The organism is Xanthomonas sp. WHRI 10207 (assembly GCF_040202975.1).
Lineage (GTDB): Bacteria > Pseudomonadota > Gammaproteobacteria > Xanthomonadales > Xanthomonadaceae > Xanthomonas.
On sequence record NZ_JBEGDX010000002.1, the window covers coordinates 534,703 to 559,731 of the forward strand.

General features: G+C 65.3%; 18 protein-coding genes, 1 other RNA gene and 1 riboswitch. Of the genes, 11 read left to right on the plus strand and 8 right to left on the minus strand.

The window, feature by feature from the left end; translation table 11 throughout:
- Window positions 1-431 precede the first annotated feature (431 nt).
- Together ABQU90_RS08015 and ABQU90_RS08020 are read right to left on the minus strand one after the other, a co-directional pair.
- On the minus strand, window positions 432-3,980 hold the full coding sequence (locus ABQU90_RS08015) for a sensor histidine kinase (RefSeq protein ID WP_323521351.1): 3,549 nt from the start codon (window positions 3,978-3,980) through the stop codon (window positions 432-434).
- A gap of 82 nt (window positions 3,981-4,062) precedes the next feature.
- The gene (locus tag ABQU90_RS08020; RefSeq protein WP_323521352.1) at window positions 4,063-7,620 is read right to left on the minus strand and encodes a hybrid sensor histidine kinase/response regulator; all 3,558 of its coding nucleotides are present in this window, start codon (window positions 7,618-7,620) and stop codon (window positions 4,063-4,065) included.
- Between the two features lie 96 nt (window positions 7,621-7,716).
- Here ABQU90_RS08020 and ABQU90_RS08025 point away from each other — a divergent pair, with 96 nt between their 5' ends.
- From ABQU90_RS08025 to ABQU90_RS08040, 4 genes are all read left to right on the plus strand, one after another.
- Window positions 7,717-8,379, plus strand: a complete 663-nt coding sequence (locus ABQU90_RS08025; RefSeq protein ID WP_323521353.1) for a YceI family protein — start codon at window positions 7,717-7,719, stop codon at window positions 8,377-8,379.
- Entirely contained in the window at window positions 8,376-8,939 is a 564-nt protein-coding gene (locus ABQU90_RS08030; protein WP_055849383.1) for a cytochrome b, read from the plus strand. The genes ABQU90_RS08025 and ABQU90_RS08030 overlap by 4 nt, the downstream gene beginning before the upstream one ends.
- 9 nt (window positions 8,940-8,948) lie before the next feature.
- Window positions 8,949-9,518 (plus strand): YceI family protein, encoded by a 570-nt coding sequence (locus ABQU90_RS08035; RefSeq protein WP_055849380.1) that lies wholly within the window; start codon window positions 8,949-8,951, stop codon window positions 9,516-9,518.
- Between the two features lie 131 nt (window positions 9,519-9,649).
- Window positions 9,650-10,234, plus strand: a complete 585-nt coding sequence (locus ABQU90_RS08040; protein WP_323521354.1) for a cold shock domain-containing protein — start codon at window positions 9,650-9,652, stop codon at window positions 10,232-10,234.
- Window positions 10,235-10,700: 466 nt separating this feature from the next.
- Here the strand turns inward: ABQU90_RS08040 and ABQU90_RS08045 are convergent, their stop codons facing one another.
- Window positions 10,701-10,934 (minus strand): glutaredoxin family protein, encoded by a 234-nt coding sequence (locus ABQU90_RS08045; RefSeq protein WP_323521355.1) that lies wholly within the window; start codon window positions 10,932-10,934, stop codon window positions 10,701-10,703.
- 86 nt (window positions 10,935-11,020) lie between these two features.
- On the opposite strand from ABQU90_RS08045, the gene ABQU90_RS08050 reads away from it, so the two are divergent.
- Entirely contained in the window at window positions 11,021-12,403 is a 1,383-nt protein-coding gene (locus tag ABQU90_RS08050; RefSeq protein WP_055849375.1) for an L-serine ammonia-lyase, read from the plus strand.
- Between the two features lie 571 nt (window positions 12,404-12,974).
- The gene (locus ABQU90_RS08055; RefSeq protein ID WP_323521356.1) at window positions 12,975-13,970 is read left to right on the plus strand and encodes an alpha/beta fold hydrolase; all 996 of its coding nucleotides are present in this window, start codon (window positions 12,975-12,977) and stop codon (window positions 13,968-13,970) included.
- A gap of 350 nt (window positions 13,971-14,320) precedes the next feature.
- Here the strand turns inward: ABQU90_RS08055 and ABQU90_RS08060 are convergent, their stop codons facing one another.
- Genes ABQU90_RS08060 through metX form a run of 3 tightly spaced genes read right to left on the minus strand, consistent with a single transcriptional unit; the run spans window position 14,321 to window position 17,651 of the window.
- Entirely contained in the window at window positions 14,321-15,409 is a 1,089-nt protein-coding gene (locus tag ABQU90_RS08060) for a homoserine dehydrogenase family protein (protein ID WP_115554316.1), read from the minus strand.
- Window positions 15,406-16,623 (minus strand): O-succinylhomoserine (thiol)-lyase, encoded by a 1,218-nt coding sequence (locus tag ABQU90_RS08065; RefSeq protein WP_323521357.1) that lies wholly within the window; start codon window positions 16,621-16,623, stop codon window positions 15,406-15,408. The genes ABQU90_RS08060 and ABQU90_RS08065 overlap by 4 nt, the downstream gene beginning before the upstream one ends.
- Complete coding sequence (gene metX, locus ABQU90_RS08070; protein WP_115562597.1) at window positions 16,620-17,651, minus strand: homoserine O-succinyltransferase MetX; 1,032 nt, start codon at window positions 17,649-17,651, stop codon at window positions 16,620-16,622. Before metX ends, ABQU90_RS08065 begins: the two co-directional genes overlap by 4 nt.
- Window positions 17,652-17,722: 71 nt before the next feature.
- Window positions 17,723-17,843: riboswitch (SAM riboswitch) on the minus strand.
- A gap of 129 nt (window positions 17,844-17,972) precedes the next feature.
- Here metX and ABQU90_RS08075 point away from each other — a divergent pair.
- The 5 genes from ABQU90_RS08075 (at window position 17,973) to ABQU90_RS08095 (ending at window position 23,504) form a co-directional block, all read left to right on the plus strand.
- Window positions 17,973-18,884, plus strand: coding sequence for a M23 family metallopeptidase (locus tag ABQU90_RS08075; protein WP_407078769.1), 912 nt, complete (start codon window positions 17,973-17,975; stop codon window positions 18,882-18,884).
- Between the two features lie 128 nt (window positions 18,885-19,012).
- The gene (locus ABQU90_RS08080) at window positions 19,013-20,617 is read left to right on the plus strand and encodes a peptide chain release factor 3 (protein WP_323521358.1); all 1,605 of its coding nucleotides are present in this window, start codon (window positions 19,013-19,015) and stop codon (window positions 20,615-20,617) included.
- 74 nt (window positions 20,618-20,691) lie between these two features.
- Complete coding sequence (trhA, locus tag ABQU90_RS08085) at window positions 20,692-21,336, plus strand: PAQR family membrane homeostasis protein TrhA (protein WP_055849357.1); 645 nt, start codon at window positions 20,692-20,694, stop codon at window positions 21,334-21,336.
- 42 nt (window positions 21,337-21,378) lie between these two features.
- Window positions 21,379-23,343, plus strand: a complete 1,965-nt coding sequence (locus ABQU90_RS08090; protein WP_323521359.1) for an AsmA family protein — start codon at window positions 21,379-21,381, stop codon at window positions 23,341-23,343.
- 85 nt (window positions 23,344-23,428) lie between these two features.
- Window positions 23,429-23,504: non-coding RNA, sX9 sRNA (locus tag ABQU90_RS08095), on the plus strand.
- Between the two features lie 90 nt (window positions 23,505-23,594).
- On the opposite strand, the gene ABQU90_RS08100 is transcribed toward ABQU90_RS08095, so the two are convergent.
- Both ABQU90_RS08100 and ABQU90_RS08105 read right to left on the minus strand, forming a co-directional pair.
- Window positions 23,595-24,023, minus strand: coding sequence for a CBS domain-containing protein (locus ABQU90_RS08100; protein ID WP_323521360.1), 429 nt, complete (start codon window positions 24,021-24,023; stop codon window positions 23,595-23,597).
- Complete coding sequence (locus tag ABQU90_RS08105; RefSeq protein WP_055849351.1) at window positions 23,983-25,029, minus strand: glycosyltransferase family 2 protein; 1,047 nt, start codon at window positions 25,027-25,029, stop codon at window positions 23,983-23,985. Before ABQU90_RS08105 ends, ABQU90_RS08100 begins: the two co-directional genes overlap by 41 nt.

The window sequence follows — 25,029 nt, forward strand, 5'->3', positions numbered from 1 at the left end:
AAAAAAGGCGCACTGGATACGTTTCACGACAAGTCGCCGCATAGTGCGGGCCGCGCGGTACGCGGGCAAGCCCAAGCGGCCTCAAGCAGCCGCTCCAGCAGCGCCAGCAGCGCCAGCAATTCGATCGCAACGCCGCGGCTAGCGGCACAGGGTGTCGAGCCCACGCAGGATGGGCACCATGGTGATTTGGCCAGATTGCAGCATCGCCAGCGGCAACTGCACAGCCAGGCCATGGGCTCAAGCTTCGACCAACTGCCGTTGCCCGGCATGCGCGGCCGGGTTGGCATACCCGTGGCGCGCGCTGCCAGGCAGCGTCGATGTGCGGCCCACTGCCCGCATGCCCATCCCGATGCGGGCCACCTCCAGTGCTTTAGTGCCATCTCCGTCATGGCACTGAGGCAGGCCGTGCGCGGTGAGCGCTGTGCGCCAGCTCAGCCTGATATAGACATGGACTGATCGCGCGCGCGCGCCGTTGCGCATGCCGCTGCAATCGCCTCGATCAACATGTCGGCCGTCACCGGTTTGCGCAGGAATCCGTCGAAACCGGCGATCTGCGCCTGGCGTTCGGCATCGCCATCGGCGCGTGCGGTGACCGCCAGCAACGGGAAGCCATGACCGAGCCGGCGCAGTTGCGAGGCCAGCGCAAAGCCGTCCAGGCCCGGCAGATCCAGGTCCAGCAACGCGACATCGAAGCCGCCATCGACCGCTTCGGACAATGCCGCCAGACCGTGTGCGGCATGCACCACGCGATGGCCGCGCCCGATCAACAGCCCGCTGATCACTTCGGCCACGGTGGGGTCGTCTTCCACCAGCAGGATGCGCAGCGGCGCGCCGGCCAGCGTGCGTGTTTCGCCCGCAGCACTGCGCGGGGCCGACCGATCGATCGGCAACGGCAGGTCCACAGTGAACTGGGTCCCGACGCCGAGTCGGCTGCGGACACGGATCTGGCCCTTCATCGCCACCGTGAGCTCCTGGCAGATCGCCAGCCCCAACCCACTGCCGCCATAGCGCGAGCTGGTACGCGCGCCTTCGCCCTGTTCGAAGCGTTGAAACAGATGCTTCTGTTGCTCGGGCCCGATGCCCGGGCCGGAATCGCGCACCTTGAAGCGCAGGCAGTCGCCATGCCGGCTGACGGAGAGCCCCACTTCACCGCGCTCGGCGAACTTGATCGCATTGCCGAGCAGGTTGATCAGGATCTGCCGCACGCGTGTGGCGTCGCCCATCACCGACAGATTGGCGGGCAGCTGATTGCGGTAATGAAACCGCAGCCCGCGCGCCTCGACGATGGGCTGCATGAAGTCGGCCAGGTCCTGGGTCAGCTGCGATGGATCGAACGGTTGTTGCACCAATTCCAGTTTGCCCGCTTCGATCCGTGCCAGATCCAGCGCATCGTTGACCAGCCGCAGCAGATGCGCGCCGGCCTTGCGGATCGCATCGACATGGCTGCGCTGTTTCGCATCCAGCGGCGTGGCCAGCAACAGCTCGCTCATGCCCAGCACACCGGTCATCGGCGTACGCACCTCATGCCCCAGCGTGGCCAGAAAGTGCGATTTGGCGATCGAGGCCTGCTCGGCAAGTTGCTGGCGCTGCTGCGCCAGCACCCACTCCTGCTGGCGCCGCACGCGTCGCCGCCAGCCCCACACGCCCAGGCAAAGCAGCAGCACGCCCAGCAGCACCGCAACCAATTGCGCTGGCGTACTCAGCCACCACGGCGGACGCACCTGCAGGTGCAGGGACGGTGCGGCGATCCAGTCGCCGTCGCCGGCACGCGCCTGCACGTCGATGCGGTAGTCGCCCGGCGGCAGCCGCGACATCACGCGCTCGCCGGTAGCACCCTGCTCCACCCATCCCGCGTCGTAACCCTCCACACGGTAGCGATAGCGCGCCGAGGCAGGATCGACGAACGACAACAACCGCGCGCTGATGCGCAGATCGCGATCGCGTGCCTGCAGCACGATCGTCCCCTTGTGCGGCAGTGCCTGCGGACGCTCGGCATCGTTGCGGCGGACCTGCACCGATTCGATCACCAGCCGCGCCACCGGTGCCGGCGCGAATGGCTGCGCAGGGTCGAACAACACGATGCCGCTGGTGGTCAATGCCAACACCTGCCCGCTGGGGCCGGTCACCGGTGGGCGCATCGAAAATTCGCTGTCCGGTAGGCCGTCGCGCTGCCCGAACATGCGCACCTGCGGCTGCCCGCGCCGGTAGGCGTACAGACCGCGCGAGGTGGTCGCCCAGACGGTGTCGGTGCCGCCCAGCGCCAGGCCGCGAATCTCGGTGGAGGGCATGCCCTGCGCGTGGCCCACCCGCTCCAGCAGATGTGCCTGCCGGCCATCCCAGCGGTAGCGCTCGATCGCCCCAGGCCGCCCGGCCCAGAACTCGCGCGGCGACACGAACGCCAACGCATAGACTTCAGATGCAGCGCCGACGCCGCCGATCACCTTGCGAAAGCGCTCGCCCTGCCAGACCCACAGCCCGTCACCGGCGGCCACCCATGCCGAGCCATCCGGGCGCACGAGCAGTTGCTGCACCATTTCGCCCACTTCGCTGAGGTCGGTACCGAAGCGAAAGGTGGCCAGCAGGCGGCCATCGGCCGCACGCCGCTGCACGCCGCCTTCGACGATCGACAACCAGAACTCACCATCGATGCCCGGCGTCATCAGCTCCACGCGATGCGCGTCGGAGGTGTCGATCTGCATTGCCAGTGGGTGTTTTTCTCCGGTCTTGGGCTGATAGCGGGTCACGCCGTTCTGCAGCGCCACCCACAGGCTGCCGTCGCCGGCCGGCAGCACCGACTGCACGCTGCCGCCTCCCAGCACATCGCTATGCAGCACAGGGACGATCTCGCCTTGATCGCCGACGCGATACACCCCTTCGCCGGTCGTCACCAGGAAGCTGTCGCCGTCAGCGGCCGCGTTCATCAGGTACAGACTTTCCAGCGGCTTGCCCTGCGCCTGCAGGATCGTGGAGAAGCGCCGCCAGTCCGGCGGCAGATAGGCCAACCCCTGCGAAATCAGCCCCAACCACAGCCCGCCCTGGCGGTCCTGCATCACATCAAGTACGCCGCTGTGGGCGGTGAGAAAGCCGCTGCCCCGATCGCCTTCCATGACGCGCAGTTTGGTCTCGCCCGGCGCAACGCGAAAAAACCCATCGGCCGCACCCACCCAGTAACCACCATGCACGTCGTGCACCACGCTGCCGGCACGCACGCTGGAAGCTCCTTCCCAGGGTGCGGGTTCGAACACGCCGGCCGGTGTCACCCGGTACAGGCCCTTGCCGCTCCCCACCCACAGCGTGCCGTCCGGATCCTTGCTGAGCTTGAAGACAGTCGCGCTCAGGCGGTCGGGTGCGACGCGTACGAAGCGCTCGCCGTCGCGCATCACCAGCCCGCCCGCGGTACCGATCCACAAGCGGCCGCGTGCATCGGTGAGCATGCTCATGATGGTGTCGCTGGGCAGCCCGTCCACTGCGTCGGGCGTGGCACGGAAGACGGTGATGCGGCCATTTTCCTCGCGACGGCACAGGCCACCGCCGCTGCTGCCGATCCACAGCGCACCCTGCGCCTGCGCCAGCGCCCAGACCTGCCCGACACAGGCTTGCGCAACGTCCGGAAAAGTCGTGAATGCCGCACGGTCCGCATCCAGCATGCTCAGTGGCGAGCCGTAGACGCCCAACCACACCCGGTCGCGATCGTCGACCAGGAGCGTTTCCACCTCGTTGCCGGGAATCGAGCGGGCATTGTGCGGGTCGTGCTGCCACACCTCCAGGCCGACACCGTCATGACGTGCCAAGCCGTCGCTGGTCGCCGCCCAGACATAGCCCTGCCGATCCTGCGCCATTGCCAGCACCATGCGCGAAGGCAGACCTTCGGCTGGCCCGAACCGGCGCATCCGCGGCGTCTCGATTTGATTGACTGCCACCGCATCCATGCCAAACAGCAGCAGCATGGATGCCAGCAAACACCGCACTAGCGTCTTCATGGTCGTCCTTGTCGCGGCCACTTGCGCGATCGCGCGCACTCCCCGGCCGGACTGCACTTTACCCGCTCCAGCACACGTGCCCCTAGTCGGCGGCGCTGTCGTCCGGCGAGTCGGCAGCGTCGGCAAGCGCCCTTGCCAGGGCGTTCGCCAGCAGCTCACCGGTGACCGGCTTGCGCAGGAAACCATTGCAGCCAGCCGCCATCGCCTGCGGCTCGGCATCGGCGTCGGCCCGCGCGGTCACCGCCACGATCGGGAAGCGCACCCCGCGCGCGCGCAGTTGCGCCACCAGCGCGGCACCGTCCAAGCCGGGCAGATCCAGATCGCATAATCCGGCGTCGAAACTCCGCGTGCTCACCTCGGCCAAGGCGGCCAACCCATGCAAGACATGGGTGACCTGGTGCCCGCGCGTCTGCAGCAACCCCACGATCACCTGCGCCACGGTCGGGTCGTCTTCCACCAGCAGCAACTGCAGCGGTGCCTGATCCCGGGCAGCGACCGCGCGTGCTGGAGCCGGTGCCGCCGCAGGCAACGTCGCCACCCAACGCAGCGGCAGCTCCACCACGAAGCACGCGCCCTGCCCCAATTCGCTGTCCACGCTCACTACGCCGCCCATCGCCGCAGCAAGCTCACGGCAGATCGCCAGGCCCAGCCCACTGCCGCCATGCCGGGCCAGGGTCAGTGCGCCTTCGGCCTGTTCGAAGCGCTGGAACAGGCGCCCACGCTGCTCGACGCTCATGCCGGGCCCGGTGTCGCGCACCTCCACCCGAATGCCGTGCGTCGGCCTCTGCGGCAACGCCGAGACGCGCAATTGCACGCCGCCGCGCTCGGTGAACTTGACCGCATTGAACAGCAGATTGAGCAGAATCTGCTGCACCCGGCTGGCATCGCCATGCAGTGCCGGCGGCAGCGCGTCATCCAGTTCGCACGCGAACGCCAGTTGCTTCTGCTCGGCACTGGGACGAACCAGTTCGACCACCTGCCCGATCAACAGGCGCAGATCGAAATCGCGATTGTCCAGCGGCAGCTTGCCGGCTTCGATCCGCGCCAGATCCAGGGCATCGTTGACCAAGCGCAGCAAGTGCTTGCCGGCCGACTGGATCGCGCCGGCGTAGCCCTGCTGGCGCGCATCAAGCGGTGTCTGCAACAACAGCTCGCTCATCCCCAGCACACCGGTCATCGGCGTGCGCACCTCATGCCCCAAGGTCGCCAGAAAGCGTGTCTTGGCCAACGACGCCTGCTCGGCCAACTCGCGCTTGTGCTGGGCCAGCTGCCACTGCGCCCGCATGCGCACACGATGCCGGTAGGCCGCGGCAAGCAGTGCACTGAGCAGCAGGCCGAGCATGCAGATCACTGCAATACCGATATCGCTGCGCCACCAGGGTGGCAGCACCGAGAACTGCAACGATTGCACCTGCGATGCATTGCCAAGCGGATCCACACCCTGCATCTCAAGCACATAATTACCCGGCGGCAACGATGAAAATTCGCGCATGCCCGCGGCGCCATGCTCGACCCAATCGGTGTCGAAGCCGTTCAATCGCGTGCGGTAACGGTTCGCCATCGGGTCGATGAAAGACAGCAGCCGCATATTGATGCGCAACTGACGATCGCTCGGTACCAGCGAAAAACCACCGCCGATCGGCAATGCGCGACGTCGATCGCCTTGCTGGACACTCACCGCTTCCAGTCGCATCTGCGGGGTAAACGAGGGAACGTCCGGCGCATTGGTATCGATCAGCAGCGTGAATCCGTCGGCGGTCCCGCCCACCAACACACCGTTGTTGGACATCAGCAGACAGCGGCGACTGAACTCCTGGCTGGTCAACCCGTCACGTGCACTGAAACTGCGGATTTTGGCAGGCGTTGTGCGGGGGTCGATACGCCATAGGCCACGCGGGCCGGACATCCACACACGCCCAAGCGCATCCAGCTCAAGACCGTAGGCATCCATGGCAGGAAATCCTTCGGCAGCGCGAATGCGGCTTCCCCGTTTCCAGACACCATTACGTTGCTCCCAGTGCTCGATGCTACCGGGGCGGTAAAGCCAGATGCGATTGCGATCCTTGACGACAAAGCGCTGGATGAAGTCGATATCCAGCCCCGGCACCAGCATGAATCGATGCGTGTCGGCATGCCAGGCATACACTCCGCCAGTACCGCTGATCCACACACGCCCATCCGGCCCCAGGCTGATCTGGTAGTACGGCAACTCCTTCAGGCCATGCAGATCGTTTGGGGAGATCGTCTCCAGGACGCGCCCGCTGACGAGGTCGCGTCGCTGGATCACTTGCTCGAACGCTGTCCACACGGTGCCATCGCCCGGCTCCCCGATCCAGAACACCGCCTCGTCGGGTCCATCCCCGGTGAAATGGGTCAGCCCACCAGTGGTCAGATCCAGACGCGACAGTGCATGCCGTCCGTTACCAAGCCAGAGCTGCCCGCGACTGTCTTCCAGTGCGGAGGTGATTGCCATCTCACGCAAATCCGGATGCTGGATTCCGGTCTGCACCAAGGCACCAGACGACGTGTCGTAGCGCAGCAACCTGCCACTGCTGTCGAATTGCCACAGACCACCAGAGCGATTGGCCAATGCAAGACTGCAAGAGATGCCTTTGCCCTGATCGTTGACCTGCTTGAAAGCTGCCGTCCGATGCCAGTCCTCGCGCAGGTAGGCAAGCCCGCGGCCATGCAGGGGCACCCAGATCCCTCCATGCGGACTTCGCCAGATGGTGGTGACATGACGATTGGAGACCAACGGTTCATCCCCGTTGTTGACCGGCGTCGGTGGATGACCGGCGCGGGTGTGCCATAACCCCTGCTCGGTGCCGAGCCAGAATTCGCCATCTCCGGCATCGGCCACCGTCCAGACCCGATTGCCTGTCGCAAACATCGAGGCCCAGGTGGGCGTATGCCACCCACCGGAGGAATCCATGTAGCGCAACCCGGTGTCCGAGGAGCTCCACAGCCGTTGCCCTACCCACTGCAGCGCATTGATGCCGCCGGCGTCGCCATCCGGTCGCACGCGGTGCAAGGCCAGCCCGTCGTAGTACGCCAGACCGCCGAGCGTCCCGATCCACATGCGCTCACGGTCGTCCAGGGCCAGGGCATAGACCGGATTGGGGTCTAGTGGGTCTTCCATCTTGGACAGATCGAGTGAGCTGAAATTTCCCTTGGCATCCAGGCGCAAGACATTCCCGGTCGACATGCCAAGCCATATCTCATCGCCGCGGCCGGCAATGGCATAGATGTCTCCCAACGACAGCGCGGGAACGTCGTCGGGCAGATAGGCGGTGAATTTGTTGCGATCGGCGCTCAGCATTGTCAACCCGGCACCCGCCAGCGCCAGCCAGATGCGATCCTGGTCGTCGATATACATCGCCTGCAGGTTATTGCTGCGCAGCGAGTAGCGATCGGTCGGATCGTTACGCCATACCTTGAACTCGGCGCCGTCATACCGAACCAGGCCATCGGTGGTGGTCATCCACAGATAGCCCGCACGATCCTGTGCGATTGCGGTAATCATGGTCGAGGGCAGCCCTTCGGCGGCACCCACGATGCGAAAGCGCGGGATGGCCGGCACCTCGGCCAGGGCCGGCAACGCCATCAACGCAACGAGCAACCCCAATAACAGACCGCGCATGCGGGAATCCTTTCCACGTCCAGCCGGCATGCTCGCAATGGATCGTTGCAAGCGCAAGCCGCCCGCGCAGCGCCGGGATGTGTCTAGAATCCGCCCATGACACCCCTCGCCCGCCTGTTGCTCCTTCCCGCTCTGGCATTGACCAGCCTGGCCGCCTCCGCCGCACCGGTACGCTATGCGCTGGATCCGGTGCACACCCGCGTGTTGTTTGCGGTCGAACATGCCGGCTTTTCCAAGGCATTGGGCACCGTGTCAGGCAGTAGCGGCACCCTGGTGTTCGACCCGGACGACTGGGCAGCCGCGCGGCTGGACGTGACCGTGCCGATGCACCGCGCCGACCTGGGCGATGCCAAGTGGAACGAGGCCACCCTGGCACGTAACCTACTCGACGCCGAGCGCTTTCCCGACGCGCATTTCGTCTCCACGCGCGTGGAAGCCAGCGGCGAGAACCACGCCAAGGTCACCGGCAACCTGACCCTGCACGGCGTCACCCGCCCGGTGACCCTGGACGTTACCCTCAACGCACTCAAACGCCATCCGCTGCCGCCGTTTCGCCGCACTGTCGGGTTCTCGGCAACCGCCACGCTGAGTCGGGCGGAGTTCGGCATCGATGCGTGGAAATCGATGATCGGCGACAGCGTGGAACTGCGCATTGAAGCCGAAGCCGTGCGCGAAGGCCGTGCCGACGACGACGCAGCGTCGCCGCAAGCCGAACCTGCCACCACTGACGCGCCCGCCGGCCAGGAATCGGGAACATGAGCCTGAAAAACAACGAGCGCTGGGGCGGTGTCAGCCAGACCCTGCATTGGCTGATCGCCTTGCTGATTCTGGTGCTGGGCATCGTCGGCCTGACCATGGGCGAGCTGCCCAAGACACCGAAATACTTCTGGGTCTATACCGCGCACAAATCGGTGGGGCTGACCGTGCTGGCGCTGGTGATCGCGCGGCTGGGTTGGCGTCTGTATGCAGGCGCGCCGCCGCCGGTGGCGGGCACCCCGCGCTGGCAGGAACGGATCGCCGGGCTGACCCACTGGCTGCTGTACGCAATGATCTTCGCCATGCCGCTCTCTGGCTGGTTGTACGACTCCAGCAGCGGCTTGCGCCCGTTCCGCTGGTTCGGCCTGTTCGCGGTGCCCAAGCTCAGCGGCCCGGACGAGCAGCTACGCGCCACCTCACATGCCATCCATGAGTGGGGCTTCTGGCTGTTGATCGCTGTCGTGCTGGCACACGCCGGCGCTGCGCTGTACCACCACATTTTCCAGCGTGATGCCACCCTGGCGCGGATGTTGCCGCGCGGCTGGCTGTCCTCCAAACCTTAAGGATTTCCCATGTCGTCCAAGTTGTTCGCCTCTCCCCTGCTGGTCGCCGCGTCGCTGGTCGCCACCTTCGCCACCGCGCCGGTGCTGGCCGCCGACTACGTCCAGGCGCCCGGCTCGTCGCTGGTGTTCGCCAGCAAGTACGACGGCGAAGTATTCACCGGCAAGTTCCCCGGTTTCGACACCACGCTGAGTTTCGATCCGGCCAATCTGGCCGCAGCCAAGCTCGATGTACGCATCCCGCTGGCCAGTGCGATCAGCGGCAATAACGATCGCGATTCGACCCTGCAAGGCCCGGACTTTTTCAACGTCGCCAAGTTCGCCACCGCGCGCTATCGCGCCGACAAGTTCCGTGCGCTCGGCGGCAACCAGTACGCGGCCGACGGCACCCTGGAACTGCGCGGCGTCAGCAAGCCGGTCACGCTGACCTTTACCTGGACACCGGGCGCGCAGCCCGTGCTGGCCGGCAAGGCATTGGTGAAGCGGCTGGACTTCGGCGTGGGCGGTGGCGACTGGGCCGACACCAAGACCATCCCCAACGAAACCGCGATCAGCACCAAGGTCGTGTTGAAGGCGAAGTAAGGCCACAGGCCGCAACCGGACGCGGCCACTGAGCGGCGGACTACCTCGTCGGGTCCGCCGCTTTTTTATGCCCGCATGCCGGATGACACCGCACGACAGCTAGACTTGCCGTCCACTCAGGGACGCCGCCAATGCGCACACATGGAACGTTGACCCGCTGGAATACCGACCGTGGCTTCGGCTTCATCACCCCTGCTCAACCGGGCGATGACGTGTTCGCGCACATTTCTGCGTTTGCGCGCAGCGCCGAGGCGCCACGTATCGGCGAAGTGGTCTCTTTCGAAACCGAGCCGGGTCCGGATGGTCGCCCGCGCGCGGTGCGGGTCGTGCGTGCCGGTACGCACGCGCCAAAACACAACGCCCCTGCACGACGCAATACGACACGCACGCCGCCGGCAAAAGGGCAGATCGGCCTTGGCAAGGCCTTGCTCATGATGCTGGCGCTCGGTTGCGGGGCGTTTGCCTATCAGCAGCGCGACTACTTGATCGATGTGTTCACCCCGACACCGGTATTGGAGCAAACGTCGTCGCCAACGCCGTCCGTAGCAACCTCTCCCGCGTCTGCGCCCACCGCGCAATACAGCTGTGGCGGGCGCACGCGTTGCACACAGATGAGTTCCTGCGCCGAAGCTACTTACGTACTGCAGCATTGCCCGAATACCGCAATGGACGGCGACCACGATGGTGTGCCGTGCGAGGACCAGTGGTGCCGCTGAATCAATGCGGCTGACACCTTGAACGGTCGGCCGACAAGAATCGTGTGTTAGCCGCATCTTGTTAGATGCAGTCAAAAGCCCAGGTCAAACGCCGAGTCGGTCGAGGGCGCGGTACCCTCACCGCTCGCGGGACACGCCGCGAGTACGTCCGTGTATCCATGCCGCCATACGGTCCCGCGATCGGCAAGGACACCGCTCCAGCGAGTGAGTCGGTGGCTTTTTTTAAAGCCGTGCACCCCGACACTCTCGACTGTTCCTTGCCCGCCCACCGTCGCGGTACCTTACGCGGCATGGATGCCGCGTAAGCGCTTACAAGGACGTACTTGCAGCGTGTCCCGCGAGGGTGCGCGGGCAAGGACCCTGCAGCCAAGTCGCAGACCCGCAGCTCCGCACCAGACCGGCGTGAAGTCGTCTTCAGTCGCTCCAAATCCATAAGCTGGCGCGTATCGCATGCGCACACGCCGCATCAGCGTGTACCGGCGTTCAACCACTCTCGCAACCGCGCGCCATCGAACGGCCAGTCCAGCTCGCGTCCGTGCACGTCGCGCAACACCGGCACACGTGTGCCATAAGCGGCCTCAAGCACCACATCGTCGTCGATAAACACGCTACTGAACTCGCCGGCACGTGCCTGCGCCAGTACTTCCACCGCCTGGTCGCAGAGGTGGCAATCGTCGCGCTGGTACAGGGTCAGGGCCATCGAACGGGTCTCATGCTGCGCTGCAGCCGTGCCGCAATCGTCGAACGACTAGAATAGCCGCCTTTACGCTCACCTCTCCGGCACGCATGGCTGTCAGCACGTTCGACCTGTTCAAGATCGGCATCGGTCCGAGTTCCTCGCACACCGTGGGGCCGATGCGCGCCGCCGAGCGTTTCGTGCATCGCTGGTTGCTCGATGCCGGCCGCCTGCAGGATGTAGTGCGCATCCGCGCCGAGGTGTTTGGCTCGCTGGCGCTGACCGGCCGCGGCCACGGCACCGACAAGGCGCTGCTGCTCGGGCTGGAAGGCCATCGCCCCAACCTGATCGACCCGGACGTCATTCCTGCCACGCTCGATCGTATCCGCAGCAGCAAGCGCATCACACTGATGGGGCAGCACGAGATCGGCTTCGACGAAAAGCGCGACCTGCCGATGAACAAGCGGCAGAAGTTGCCGTACCACACCAACGGCATGCGCTTCACTGCCTACGATGCCGATGAAGGCGTGATCGCCACCCGCGATTACTACTCGGTGGGCGGCGGATTTGTGGTCAATCAGGACGACGCCGCCGACGACCGCATCGTGGCCGACGAAACGCCGCTGCCGTATCCGTTTCTCAGTGGCGACGAACTGCTGGCCCAATGCGCACGCAGCGGCCTGAGCATCGCCGCGCTGATGTTCGAAAACGAAAAAAGCTGGCGCAGCGAAGACGAAATCCGCGCCGGCCTGCGCGAACTGTGGGTGGCGATGCAGTCCTGCGTGGAGCGCGGTATCCGCCAGGAAGGCACGTTGCCCGGTGGATTGAACGTGTCGCGTCGCGCGCCGGCGCTGTATCGCGAGCTCTCGTCCAAACCCGAAGCGGCCATGCGCGACCCACTGACCACGCTGGATTGGGTCAACCTGTACGCACTCGCGGTCAACGAAGAGAACGCAGCCGGCGGCCGTGTGGTCACCGCGCCGACCAATGGCGCGGCCGGCATCATTCCCTCGGTGTTGCATTACTTCGATCGTTTTTGCGCCGGCGCGTCCGAACAACGCATCTTCGACTTCCTGCTCACGGCCGCGGCCATCGGCATCTTGTACAAGGAAAACGCCTCGATCTCCGGCGCCGAAGTCGGTTGTCAGGGCGAAGTGGGCGTGGCCTGTTCGATGGCAGCCGGCGGACTGGTTGCCGCACTTGGCGGCAACCCGGGCCAGATCGAAAACGCCGCCGAAATCGGCATGGAACACAACCTCGGCCTGACCTGCGATCCGATCGGTGGCTTGGTGCAGATCCCGTGCATCGAACGCAATGCGATGGGCGCGGTGAAGGCGATCAACGCCAGCCGTATGGCGATGCGCGGCGACGGCAAGCACAAGGTCTCGCTGGACAAGGTCATCAAGACCATGCGCGATACCGGCCGCGACATGCAGGACAAATACAAGGAAACCAGCCGCGGCGGCCTGGCCGTGAATGTCATCGAGTGCTGAATCTGCCGGTGGCATTTTGATGCGCCGTCTGTGCCCAGCATTGGAATGCGTTTGCGCGTCGTAGCGAAATGCAGGGACTGGGCGCGCCGCGGTGAGCGCACGGCATGGTCGGCCTGCACGATGCAGCAAGCGCAGCGTCTCCGCGCTTCTGCCCGACGCGCAGCGCAAAGCGGCATCTCGACCACGCAGTGCGACACCCACTTGCGTACCACGCTGCCGCCCTGCACGTCTGGCGAACAACAGCGCTAAATCGCACCTGCGCTTCTTTTGAAAAGTCACACTGCACGTCAGCTTGCCCTGAGAAGACCAGCGACAGCGCGCGCCTCGTTCGCATGGCTCAAGACACCAACGCACCGTCTGGAGTTAGCTGAAACCGCAGCAGCGAAAACAGCAAGACGTCATCTGCCCATCCCGCCACGCGCGAAGCTGCTCGAAGGGCGGATGAGGACGACCCGCACGCACCCGCGGCTTCCACCACAACGTGCGCACTGCCGCGGCAACGCCCGGATCCACGCCTCCACCACGGTGCGCCATGTAGCCTTCCCGCACGGATCCCGGATGGAGAAACACGATGCGACACCTCGCCTGTGCACTCGCACTGACCCTGGCCTGCGGCCCGCTGATGGCCCAGCAAGCCAGCTATGGCCCGCGTCTGGAAGGCTTCGATTACCCCTACCCGGTCAAGACCTACGCGTTTACGTCGCAGCAGCAAGCGCTGGAAATGGCGTATCTGGATGTCGCCCCCACCGGCAAGCCGAACGGGCGCAACGCCGTGCTGCTGCATGGCAAGAATTTTTGCGCGGCCACCTGGGAATCCAGCATCGCGGCCCTGAGCCAGGCCGGCTACCGCGTGATCGCGCCGGATCAGGTGGGCTTCTGCAAATCGAGCAAGCCGGCGGCCTACCAGTTCTCGTTTGCGCAGCTCGCCGACAACACACACGCGCTACTGCAAAAGCTGGGGATCGACCGCGCCGTGGTCGTCGGCCATTCGATGGGCGGCATGCTCGCGATCCGCTACGCGTTGATGTACCCGCAGGCCACCGAACACCTCGCTCTGGTCGACCCGATCGGCCTGGAAGACTGGAAGGCCATAGGCATTCCGTGGCGCAGCGTGGATGCCTGGTACGACAACGAACTCAAGATCAGCTTCGACCGTATCAAGAAGTATCAGATGGACGTGTACTACGCCGGTCAATGGAAGCCCGAATTCGAACGCTGGGCGCGCATGCAGGCCGGCATGTCGCTGGGCAACGGCAAACAGGCGGTCGCCTGGAATCAGGCCCTGACCTACGACATGGTCTTCAACCAACCGGTCGTCTATGAGCTGCCCAAGTTGGCGGTGCCGACCACGCTATTCATCGGTCTCAAGGACCGCACCGCGATCGGCAAGGACACCGCACCGCCAGAGGTCAAGGCACGCGTCGGCGATTACACCAAACTGGGCAAGCAGGCAGCTGCGGCCATTCCGAATGCGACCTTGATCGAATTTAAAGACCTGGGGCACTCGCCGCAGGTGCAGGACCCGGCGCGCTTCAACGCCGCGCTGTTGAAGGCGCTCACGCCGTAATCGCCGCAGCGCGCGGCAGACCGATGCCGTGGATGATTGCCTTGTGCGAACCGCAGCCGGATTGCTCCCGGTTGCGGCTATCGCGCAGCGTTGGTCAGACGATTACCGCAGAAGACGGCTGCAGGCCACCGGGATCGAATCGGTCGGATGCTTGTCGTGACTGAATCGATGTCATGAGAGCGACGAGGCGCGTTACAGCGCCGGGAGCCGCACACACGCCGGTCAAGCGACAAGACGCAGAAAGTGCGTAGATGTTCTCTCGTCCTAGACCGCCAACAACCCAGACGCCTGCACACAACCCGGGCACGCCTGCGGGAGATGCCGCACGTCTCGCGACCCCACTCACCAAATCAACCAGCCACGATCCGCAGCACATCGTCCAGCAACGCGGCCGCAGTGACCTCCGCACCCGCACCCGGGCCCTGGATCAACAACGGCTGCTCGCGATAACGGTCGCTGCTGATGGCGACCCGGTTGTCGGTGCCGGCGCCACCGGCCAAGGGATGGTCCAACGCAAGCTCACGCAGACCCACGCTTGCGCCATGTGCGTCCACGCGGCCTACAAAGCGCAGACACCGCCCTGCTGCGCGTGCTTGCTGCCAACGCGCGCCCACCTCGGTATCCAGCGCGCCCAATCGCGCGTCCAGCTCAGCGATCGGCACGCTGGCCAGGCCGGTGGGTACCAGCGACTCAACATGCACCTGTTCGGCCTCCAATTGCCAACCGGCCGCACGCGCCAGGATCAACAGCTTGCGCCGCACATCCTCGCCGGACAGATCGATCCGAGGATCCGGCTCGGTATACCCCGCTGCCACCGCCTCACGCACGCACTGCGAAAACGCGCCGCTGCCGTCGTAGCGATGAAACAGCCATGCCAACGATCCCGACAGCACGCCCTCGATCGAATGGATATGGTCGCCCCCTGCCACCAGTGCGCGCACGCTGCTCAACACCGGCAACCCGGCGCCCACAGTGGCGCTGTCGCCGTAATGCGCACCGCTGGCATGGCGGGCGGCAAGCAGCGCCTGCGCACGCGACAACGCCGTGCCCTGGCCCAGTTTGTTGGCGGTCACCACATGCACGCCGCGCCCCAACCACTCCACATGCCAATCGGCCACCACATCGCTGGCCGTGGCATCCACCAGCACGTCGCCAGCACGCAGCGCCACGGTTTCGGCCCACGGCTGCAACACGGCCTGGCCACGCGGCGCGGCATTGGCCTGCAGCAATGCCTGCTCCGCACTCACGCCACAATCCTGAGCGATCCGCGAGTTGGCAAGCCAATCGAAGCGCGGCAACCGCAGCTGGCGTTGCTGCAGGGCGGTGTAGCGCGTCACGAAGGCGCGGCCCACGGTGCCGGTACCCAGCAATGCCAGACGTGGTGTGGGGGTGACCGTCGCCGCGGATGCACGTCGCGAAACAGGCAATACGCTGCTCACGCGTCGACCTGTTTGCGGGAGGCAGCAGTCAGGGCCGCTTCGGCACGCGCCAGACCGGCGCGCAGGTCGATCAGCAGGTCTTCGGCCGATTCGATCCCGATCGACAACCGCAGCAACCCATCGGAAATTCCGGCCGCCGCACGTGCCTCGGCGGTCATCGCCGCATGCGTCATCGAAGCCGGATGCGCGATCAGGCTTTCCACTCCGCCCAGCGACTCGGCCAGCGTGAAGTAGCGCAGCCCATCGACGAAGGCGCGCACCGCCGCTTCGCCACCATTCAATTCAAAACTCATCATCGCGCCGAAGCCCTTCTGCTGACGCGCCGCCAGCGCATGGCCCGGATGCGATGCCAGTCCCGGGAAATACACCTGGTTGACCACCGCGTGCCCGTCCAGCAACGCAGCGATCGCATCGGCATTTTCCTGATGCACGCGCAGACGCGCATCCAGCGTGCGCAGGCCGCGCAAGGTGAGGAAAGCATCGAACGGCGAGCCGGTCAGGCCCAGCGCATTGGCCCACCACACCAGTTGCTGATGCAGCTCGGCATCGCGCGCCACCACCGCACCGCCCACCACATCGCTATGGCCGTTGATGTACTTGGTGGTGGAGTGCAGCACCACGTCGGCGCCGAATTCCAGCGGTTTTTGCAGCGCCGGCGACAGGAAGGTGTTGTCGACCACCGTCAACGCACCCACTTTCTTCGCCGCTTCGATGACAAAGCGCAGATCGGTGATGCGCAGCAGCGGGTTGGACGGGGTTTCGATCAACACCAGCTTGGGCGACTGCGCCAATGCATCGGCCAGCGAGCGCGGGTCGGTGAGGTCTGCGGTGATCAGCGCGAAATGGCCCTTCTTGGCCAGCGCATTGAACAGACGCCAGCTGCCGCCGTAGGCATCGTGCGGCACCACCAGCGTATCGCCGGGCTGCAACAGCGCATTGAGCACCAGATTGATCGCGCCCATGCCGGTGGAGGTGATCACCCCACCCGCGCCGCCTTCCAGCTCGGCCAACGCTTCGCCGAGCAGATCGCGGGTGGGGTTGCCGCTGCGGGTGTAGTCGTACTGGCGCTTGTTGCCGAACCCATCGAAGGAGAAGTTCGACGACAGCACGATCGGCGGGGTCACCGCACCGTAGGCGGTATCGCGGTCGATGCCCGCGCGCACGGCGGCAGTGGCGGCGGTACAAGGGGCGTCGGCGGGGTCACGATAGCTCATGCGGTTTCTCCGGTGATGCGAAGGGCAGTAGTGAGGATCGCGTCGATGCGATCGATTTCTTTCAGAAAGGCGTCGTGGCCATATGGCGAGCGCAACACACGCAGGCTGCCGCGCGGGCCAAGACCTTCGACCAGGCTGACCATGTCGGCCAACGGCACCAGGCGATCGCCTTCCACCGCCACCACGACGGTGGGCACGCTCACCTGCGCCGGGTCGATACGGTGCAGGTCGATGGATTCGGACAGGCGCAGGTATGCGGTAACCGGCGTACGCGCCACGTACTGCGCACCGGCGGCATCCAGATAGTCTTCGGCGGCCACACGCACGCGGCCATTGATCACTTCCGGCGGCGCATCGAAGCGCTCGCTGAATTCTTCCGGCGTGCGATAGCTGAGCATCGCGAACTGCCGCGCCAGCGCCAGCCCGTGATTTTCCGCGCATTGCAGCTGGCCCAGCGCCACTGCGCGGCGCTGCAGCGCGCGCCATGCCGCGGCATAGGGATGCGCGCGATGCGCCCCGCTCACCGCAATCAAGGTGCCGACGCGGCCAGCATGACGGGTGGCGAATTGCAGCCCGACCAACGCGCCATACGAGTAACCGACAAAGCCGTGCAGGCGGGCGATTCCCAGAGCGTCCAGCAGCGCCGCAATCGCGTCGGCCTGGTCGGCGGTATCGATCGGCGCATCCAGCGTGCCATCGGCGCCGAGGAAGTCGAATGCCAACAGACGGCGCGATGCAGGATCCAGCGCGCGGCCCGCACCGACCTGGCCATCCACCCAGCCCTTTTCGGGGAACACATCGCTGGCCGCAAGATGCCGATGGGCAGAGATGCCGCCGGCAACGAATACCACCGGCGCATTGGCAGCGCCGATCAGCTCGTAGCGCAGGCGCACCTCGCGCATACCGGCATGGCGCATCGGCAACGACACGGCAATGTCGCCGCGCAACGCGATAGCGCCGTCGATCTCGGCGGCAGGTGTATCCAGGTAATCAGTGATAGTTGGCGATGCTGTGGTCACGAGGCTCATGGCGATATCCGGGGTGGATCGGCCATCGAGCTTCGCGGGAGCTCGCGTTCGAGGTGCACAAGGCACGATTCGAACCATCTTTCGGCGGACGCGGAGGTCCCCGCAGGATTTGGCACCAAACGCGGGCGCTTGCGCGCTCCGCTGGCTGCCCCGGCATCAAAGGGCCTGTCCCTCCGCCGGTCTCGATGGTGAGGCTAAGATGCCACCGCACTTTTGCGATGTCAATCGCTTCATGCGGATGGAAAGATATATTTTCATTCGATACCACCGAGCACCGTGATGGGCCGCATACTTGCGCCCCCGCTCGCTCAAGCCAATCGCGTGCACTACCGCGTCTTTCGCCCTCTTTCGCCCGCGCTTTTTCCGGTGCTGGTCGCCGCCCTGCTGGCAGGTGCGCCGGCCGCCACTGCGCAACAGCGCTGGCATTGGAACGGCGGCGCAGCACCGACCTCACCTGCCACCACGCCAGCGCAAACCACCATTGCCTCAACCGGCACCGGCCCGACCCTGCAACTGGAATGGCAGGCGCCGGTCTATCTGGCGTGGGTGACCAACCCGCTGGCCGGACCTGCGCAGGTCCGGCTGAGTGCGCCGCCCAGCGAGGATTACCGCGCCGTGCCGCAGTTGCCGCTGACGATGTTGCTGGCGGCGCACGAGCGGCGCCTGCTGGCACGGCTGTACCCGGCCAGCAACCAGCGCACGCTGGGCGGGCTGGGACTCAAACTCGACATGGTGCCCGGCGATCCGCTGGCGCAGCCGCAGCCGGTGCGCTACCAGCTGCCGTTCCGCGACGCACCGGTACAGGTGGATCAAGGCTTCGGCGGCCAGTTCAGCCATGCCGACCTGCCCAATTGGTATGCAGTGGACTTCGCCCTGCCGCAGGGCACGCCGGTGCTGGCGGCGCGCGAGGGCATGGTCATGGAAATACGCCAGGACGTTGCCGAAGGCAGCGCCCACGACCCCAGCGCCGGCGGCGGCAACCTGGTGCGGGTGCTGCACGCCGACGGCAGCATGGCGCTGTATGCCCATCTGGCCCCGAACGGCGTAGCGGTCCGCCCCGGCCAGCGGGTCGGCACCGGCGAGCGGCTGGGCGCCTCCGGCACTACCGGCTACAGCACCGCCGCGCACCTGCATTTTTCGGTGCAGCGCAACGCCGATCTACAGCTGGTGTCGGTGCCGTTCCGGATGCTGGGTCCGCAAGGCGAGCTGCACTTTCCCTCGCCGGCCCCGTAGCGCGCCGCCGCCGGCACAGCGGCCCGATGCCGCCTGGCCGCGGGTCCGTAAAAGCCCCCTGCGCCGAAGCCGCTATAATCATCGGCTTCCTCAGTTTCCGCAGGCGTCCGACCGGGCGCGCACCGCCCATGTCCGAAGTCTCCAACGAAGCCGCGCGCCGCCGCACCTTCGCGATCATTTCCCACCCCGACGCCGGCAAGACCACGCTGACCGAAAAGCTACTGTTGTTCGGCGGCGCGATCCAGATGGCCGGCTCGGTGAAGGGCCGCAAGGCCGCCCGCCATGCCACCTCGGACTGGATGGCGCTGGAAAAGGAGCGCGGCATCTCGGTGACCTCCTCGGTGATGCAGTTCCCGTACGAGGGCAAGGTGATCAACCTGCTCGACACCCCCGGCCACGCCGACTTCGGCGAGGACACCTATCGCGTGCTCACCGCGGTGGACTCGGCGCTAATGGTGATCGACGTCGCCAAGGGCGTGGAAGAACGCACCATCAAGTTGATGGAAGTCTGCCGCCTGCGCGACACGCCCATCATGACCTTCATCAACAAGCTCGATCGCGAGGGCAAAAACCCGATCGACCTGCTGGATGAAGTGGAAACCGTGCTCGGCATCCAGTGCGCACCGGTGACCTGGCCGATCGGCATGGGCCAGCGGCTGAAGGGCGTGGTGCATCTGATCACCGGCGAGGTGCATCTGTACGAACAGGGGCGCAACTTCACCCGTCAGGATTCGACCATCTTCCCGTCGCTGGATGCGCCGGGCCTTGCCGCCAAGATCGGCGAGCAGATGCTGGCCGAGCTGCGCGACGAGCTGGAACTGGTGCAAGGCGCCAGCAACGCCTTCGATGTGGACGCCTATCGCGCCGGCCAGCAGACGCCGGTGTTCTTTGGCTCCGGCGTCAACAACTTCGGCGTGCAGCCGCTGCTGGACTTCTTCATCGAACACGCCCCGCCGCCGCAGGCGCGCGACACCACCGGCCGCCGCGTCGAGGCCACCGAAGCCAAACTCAGCGGCTTCGTGTTCAAGATCCAGGCCAACATGGACCCGCAGCATCGCGACCGCGTGGCCTTCATGCGCGTGTGCTCGGGCAAGTTCACCGCCGGCATGAAGACCCTGCACGTGCGTAGCGGCAAGGACGTCAAGCTCGCCAACGCGCTGACCTTTATGGCCTCCGACCGCGAGATCGCCGCCGAAGCCTGGCCGGGCGATGTGATCGGCATCCACAACCACGGCACCATTTCCATCGGCGACACCTTCACCGAAGGCGAATCGCTGTCGTTCACCGGCATTCCGAACTTCGCGCCGGAACTGTTCCGCCGCGCGCGCCTGCGCGACCCGCTCAAGCTCAAGCAGTTGCAAAAGGGCCTGGCGCAGCTGTCCGAAGAGGGCGCCACACAGTTCTTCCGCCCGTTGATGAGCAACGACCTGATCCTGGGCGCGGTGGGTGTGCTGCAGTTCGACGTGGTGGCCTACCGGCTCAAGGACGAATACGGCGTGGACGCGATCTTCGAGCCGGTGAGCGTCACTACCGCGCGCTGGGTGCAGTGCGACAACGCCAAGAAGCTTGAGGAATTTCGCGAGAAAAACGCCGGCAATCTGAGCATCGATGCGGCCGGCCAGCTGGTCTATCTCGCCCCCACGCGCGTCAACCTGCAGCTGGCGCAGGAACGTGCGCCGGATGTGCGCTTCTCGGCGACGCGCGAACATGCGCACGCCAAGGTCATCGATTGAGCCGCGCTTAACGGGAAAAACGCTACGCGACTGCTGGCGATGCGAATTGCTCGCAGTTGCGCTACATTTTTGGCATGAATGCAGACGCTTCCCCCTCGACCGACCTGCGCGACGAAATCGCCAGTGCGCTGACCCATGGCCTGGGCGCCATTGCCGCATTGACCGGTGGCTCGGTGCTGATCACGCTGGCAGCCATCTATGGCGATGGCTGGCAGCTGGCCACCTCCATCGTCTTCAGCGCCACGCTGGTGCTGCTCTACGTCGCCTCCACGCTGTTCCATGCCATCCCGCATGCCGGTGCCAAGGCACGCCTACAGGTGCTTGATCACTGCGCGATCTACCTGCTGATCGCCGGCACCTACACGCCGTTTACCCTGATCAACCTGCGCGGCTCCTGGGGCTGGGGATTGTTTGCCGCGATCTGGACCATCGCCGCGGCCGGGGTGATCTTCAAACTGTTTTTCACCGGCCGCTTTCGGTTGCTGTCCACCGTGCTGTATCTGGCGATGGGCTGGCTGATCGTCGTGGCGATCGAACCGCTGTTGCGTTCGGTCGACACCTGGTCGCTGTGCTGGTTGCTCGCCGGAGGGCTCTTCTACACCTTGGGCACCTACTTCTACCAACGCGACACCCAGCGCTATTTCCACGCGATCTGGCATCTGTTCGTGCTGGCCGGCAGCGCCTGCCACTTCGTCGCGGTGATCGAACAGGTGGTGTGATCGTCGTCGCGTTCGCGCGCCGGTCACGAGCCATCGCCAACCATGGGTCGCGTGAACAACGCGCCCCCGACTGCTGTCACCCCTTCCGCCCGCACAGCGCGCCGTCGACGCTGGCTGATCGGGCTCGGCAGCGTTATCGCAATCGTGGCGATCCTGCTGCTGCTCTTCGACTGGAACTGGCTACGCGGCCCGGTCGAACGCATGGTCAGCGCCAAGACCGGCCGCGTTTTCCATCTGGGACATCTGGATGTGGACCTGGGCCGCACCATCACCGTTCGTGGCGAGCGCTTGCAGCTGGGCAATGCCGCGTGGTCCAAGCGCGGCGCGATGGCAGAACTGAACGCTGCCGAGATCGATGTCGAGCTGTGGCCCCTGCTGCGCGGCAAGGTGCGGCTGCCGGAAATCCGCCTCGATCAGCCCACGGTTCTGCTGGAAGCCGGCAATGAAACGCATCCGGGCAACTGGGTGTTCGATACCCAGGAAGGCAATGGCAGCATGCCGCGGCTCGGACGGCTGCTGGTGACCAAGGGACGGCTGCAATATATCGACGATGCCATGCGTTCCAATATCGATGTGGCCATCGACAGTCTGGCGCCTCCGCGCAGCGACCAGCGTGCCGCGCCGATCGGCATCGACGGCAAGGGCCGCTGGAAGGGCTACCCGTTTACCCTGAAAGGCAACACCGCCTCGCCGCTCGAGTTGAGCCAGAGCGAACATCCCTTCCGCATCGATTTGCGCGGCAGTGCCGGCGCCACCCGTACGCACGTGCGCGGCACGCTGACCAATCCGTTTCAGTTCCGCGTCTTCAATCTGCAGATGGCCCTCAGCGGCCAGGACATGGAAGACCTGTATCCGCTGACCGGCGTCGCCATGCCATCCACGCCGCCGTACACACTCGACGGCCACCTGCGCCGCGATGGCGATGTATGGCGCTACGAGACGTTCACCGGCACTGCCGGCGACAGCGATCTGTCCGGCACGGCCGAGGTAGACCTGCGCAACAAGCGCCCGTTTCTGCGTGCCGATCTCGCCTCCAAACGGCTGGATTTCGACGATTTGGCCGGCTTTGTCGGTGCACCGCCCAAGACCGGCGCGAACGAATCGGCGAATGCCGAGCAGAAAAAGCAGGCGGCGCAACTTGCCGCCAGCGCGCGCATCCTGCCGACCACGCCCTACGACCTGTCCAAACTGCGCGCGATGGATGCGCAGGTGCGTTGGCGCGCGCAGCGCATCAATGCACCTTCATGGCCATTGGACGACATGGATGCATCGTTGACATTGAAGGATGGTCTGCTGCAACTGGACCCGCTCAACTTCGGCGTGGCCGGCGGAGATATCCGTTCGACCATCCGCATGGATGCGCGCAACCCCGTCATCACCACGCAGCTGAAGGCCGGCATTCGCGGCATTCGGCTGGACCGGCTATTCCCAGACGCCACGCTCGCCAAACAGGCCTCAGGCGCGATCGGTGGTGAGCTGGACCTGCGTGGCCGCGGCAATTCGATTGCGGCGATGCTCGGCAGCGCCGACGGCTCGATCGGCGTCGGCATGGGCCGCGGTCATGTCGGCAACCTGATCATGGAACTGGCCGGTCTGGACATCGCCGAATCGCTGAAGTATTTGATCATCAAAGATCGCCAGATCCCGGTGCGTTGCATGTTCGGCGATTTCGGCGTCAAGGACGGACTCATGCAGTCGCGTGCCCTGGCGTTCGACAGCACCGACACCATCATCGTCGGCGAGGGCAACATCAGCCTCAAGAACGAGACGCTCGATCTGCTGCTGCGCCCACGCCCGAAAGATCGCAGCATTCTGAGCCTGCGTTCGCCGTTGCGGATTGCCGGGACCTTCAAGGACCCGAGCTTCCGCCCGGATTTCAAGGCACTCGGGCTACGCGGCGCGATTGCTGTCGCACTCGCCACCATTGCACCGCCCGCAGCATTGCTTGCCACCTTCGAACCCGGCCCGGGCAAGGACAGCGATTGCGGAGGCAAGTACGTGCAGTGATCGCGCTGGGTCGTGTGACGCTTGGAGCCGCTGGCACAACGACTGTGCTCACCACCAGGCGGGCACGGCCAGTGCTCGGTGCGGCATGTACCGCTCGTACATTCCGGTTCTGAGCGCGCCGTCCGCACCCACCTGACGAGTGCTCGCTACGTTTTTTAGGCACTCTTAGGCTGCACTCGACGTGCATGCGCCGACCCCACTGGCAAGATCAGCCGGCTGGCAGACTAGACCTGCCGCCAACCGGGTTAACGCTAACTGGCGATATAGCGCTGCAACTGGTCGATATCCTGCCGCTGCGCTTCGATCACCGCCTTGACCAGATCGCCGATGGAGATCACGCCGTGCACGCGGCCGTTCTCGACCACCGGAAGATGTCGGAAGCGCCCGTCGGTCATCAACTGCATGCAGCGCTCCACGGTCTCCGATGGCGACACCGTCACCACCTGCGAACTCATGATCTCCGCCACGCTGGTGGTGGCCGACGAGCGATCGCGCAGCACCACTTTGCGCGCGTAATCGCGCTCGGACACGATGCCGGCGAGTCGCTGGCCATCCATCACCAAGACCGCACCGATGCCCTTTTCAGCCATCAGCCGGATCGCCTCGATCACCGCGGCATCGGCCGCAACTGCGAATACCTCAACCTGTTTGGTCCCCAACAGCTGTCGTACGGTCTGCATGGCCCGCTCCGCGCTTGGTCTGGTCGTCGCAGACTACTCCCACCGCGCCGCGGTGGGTATCGACCAAATACAACGGGCGCTGTTTGGCCTCGTCGTACAGCCGGCCCAGGTATTCGCCGATCAACCCCAAGGCAATCAGCTGGATGCCGCCCAGAAACAGGATCACCGACATCATGGTCGGCCAACCGGCCACCGGGTCGCCCATCAGCGCCGCCTTGACCACCACCCAGCCCCCGAACAGGAAGGCAGCAAGCGCGGTCATCAGGCCCAGGTAGGTCGCCGCGCGCAGCGGCACCGTGGAAAAACTGGTGATACCGTCGAGCGCGAAATTCCACAACCGCCACACGGTGAACTTGCTACGCCCGGACAGGCGCGGCGAGCGTCGGTACGGCAATGCCACCTGTCGAAACCCCACCCAGCCGAACAAGCCTTTCATGAACCGGTGGCGTTCGCGCAGCTGCTGCAAGGCTTGCACGACGCGGGGCGAGAGCAGTCGAAAGTCGCCGGTATCGGCTGGAATCGGAGTGCGCGACAAACGCCGAATCACCCGATAAAACGCATGTGCGGCACCGCGCTTGAGCCAACTCTCGCCCTCGCGAAAGACGCGCGTGCCAAAGATGTTGTCGTAGCCGGCACGCCACAACGCGACAAATTCGGGAATCAATTCCGGCGGATCCTGGCCATCGGCATCGAGCAGGACCACCGCACCCGGCAGCACATGGTCCAGGCCTGCGGACACCGCCACTTCCTTGCCGAAGTTACGCGACAGCCGCAGCGCACTCACGTGCGTATCGGATTCGGCAAGCGCCCGCAGCACATCCCAGGTGCCGTCGGTGCTGCCGTCGTCGACATACAGCACGCGCGTCTGCAAGCCATGCAAGTCCGCCAGCACCGCACACAGGCGCGGATGCAGCAGCGGAATGCTTGTTTCTTCGTTGAACGCCGCGATGACCACCGTGAGACGCTCGGTGGCGGCCGGCAATTGGGCGGTGTCGATGGCGCTCAC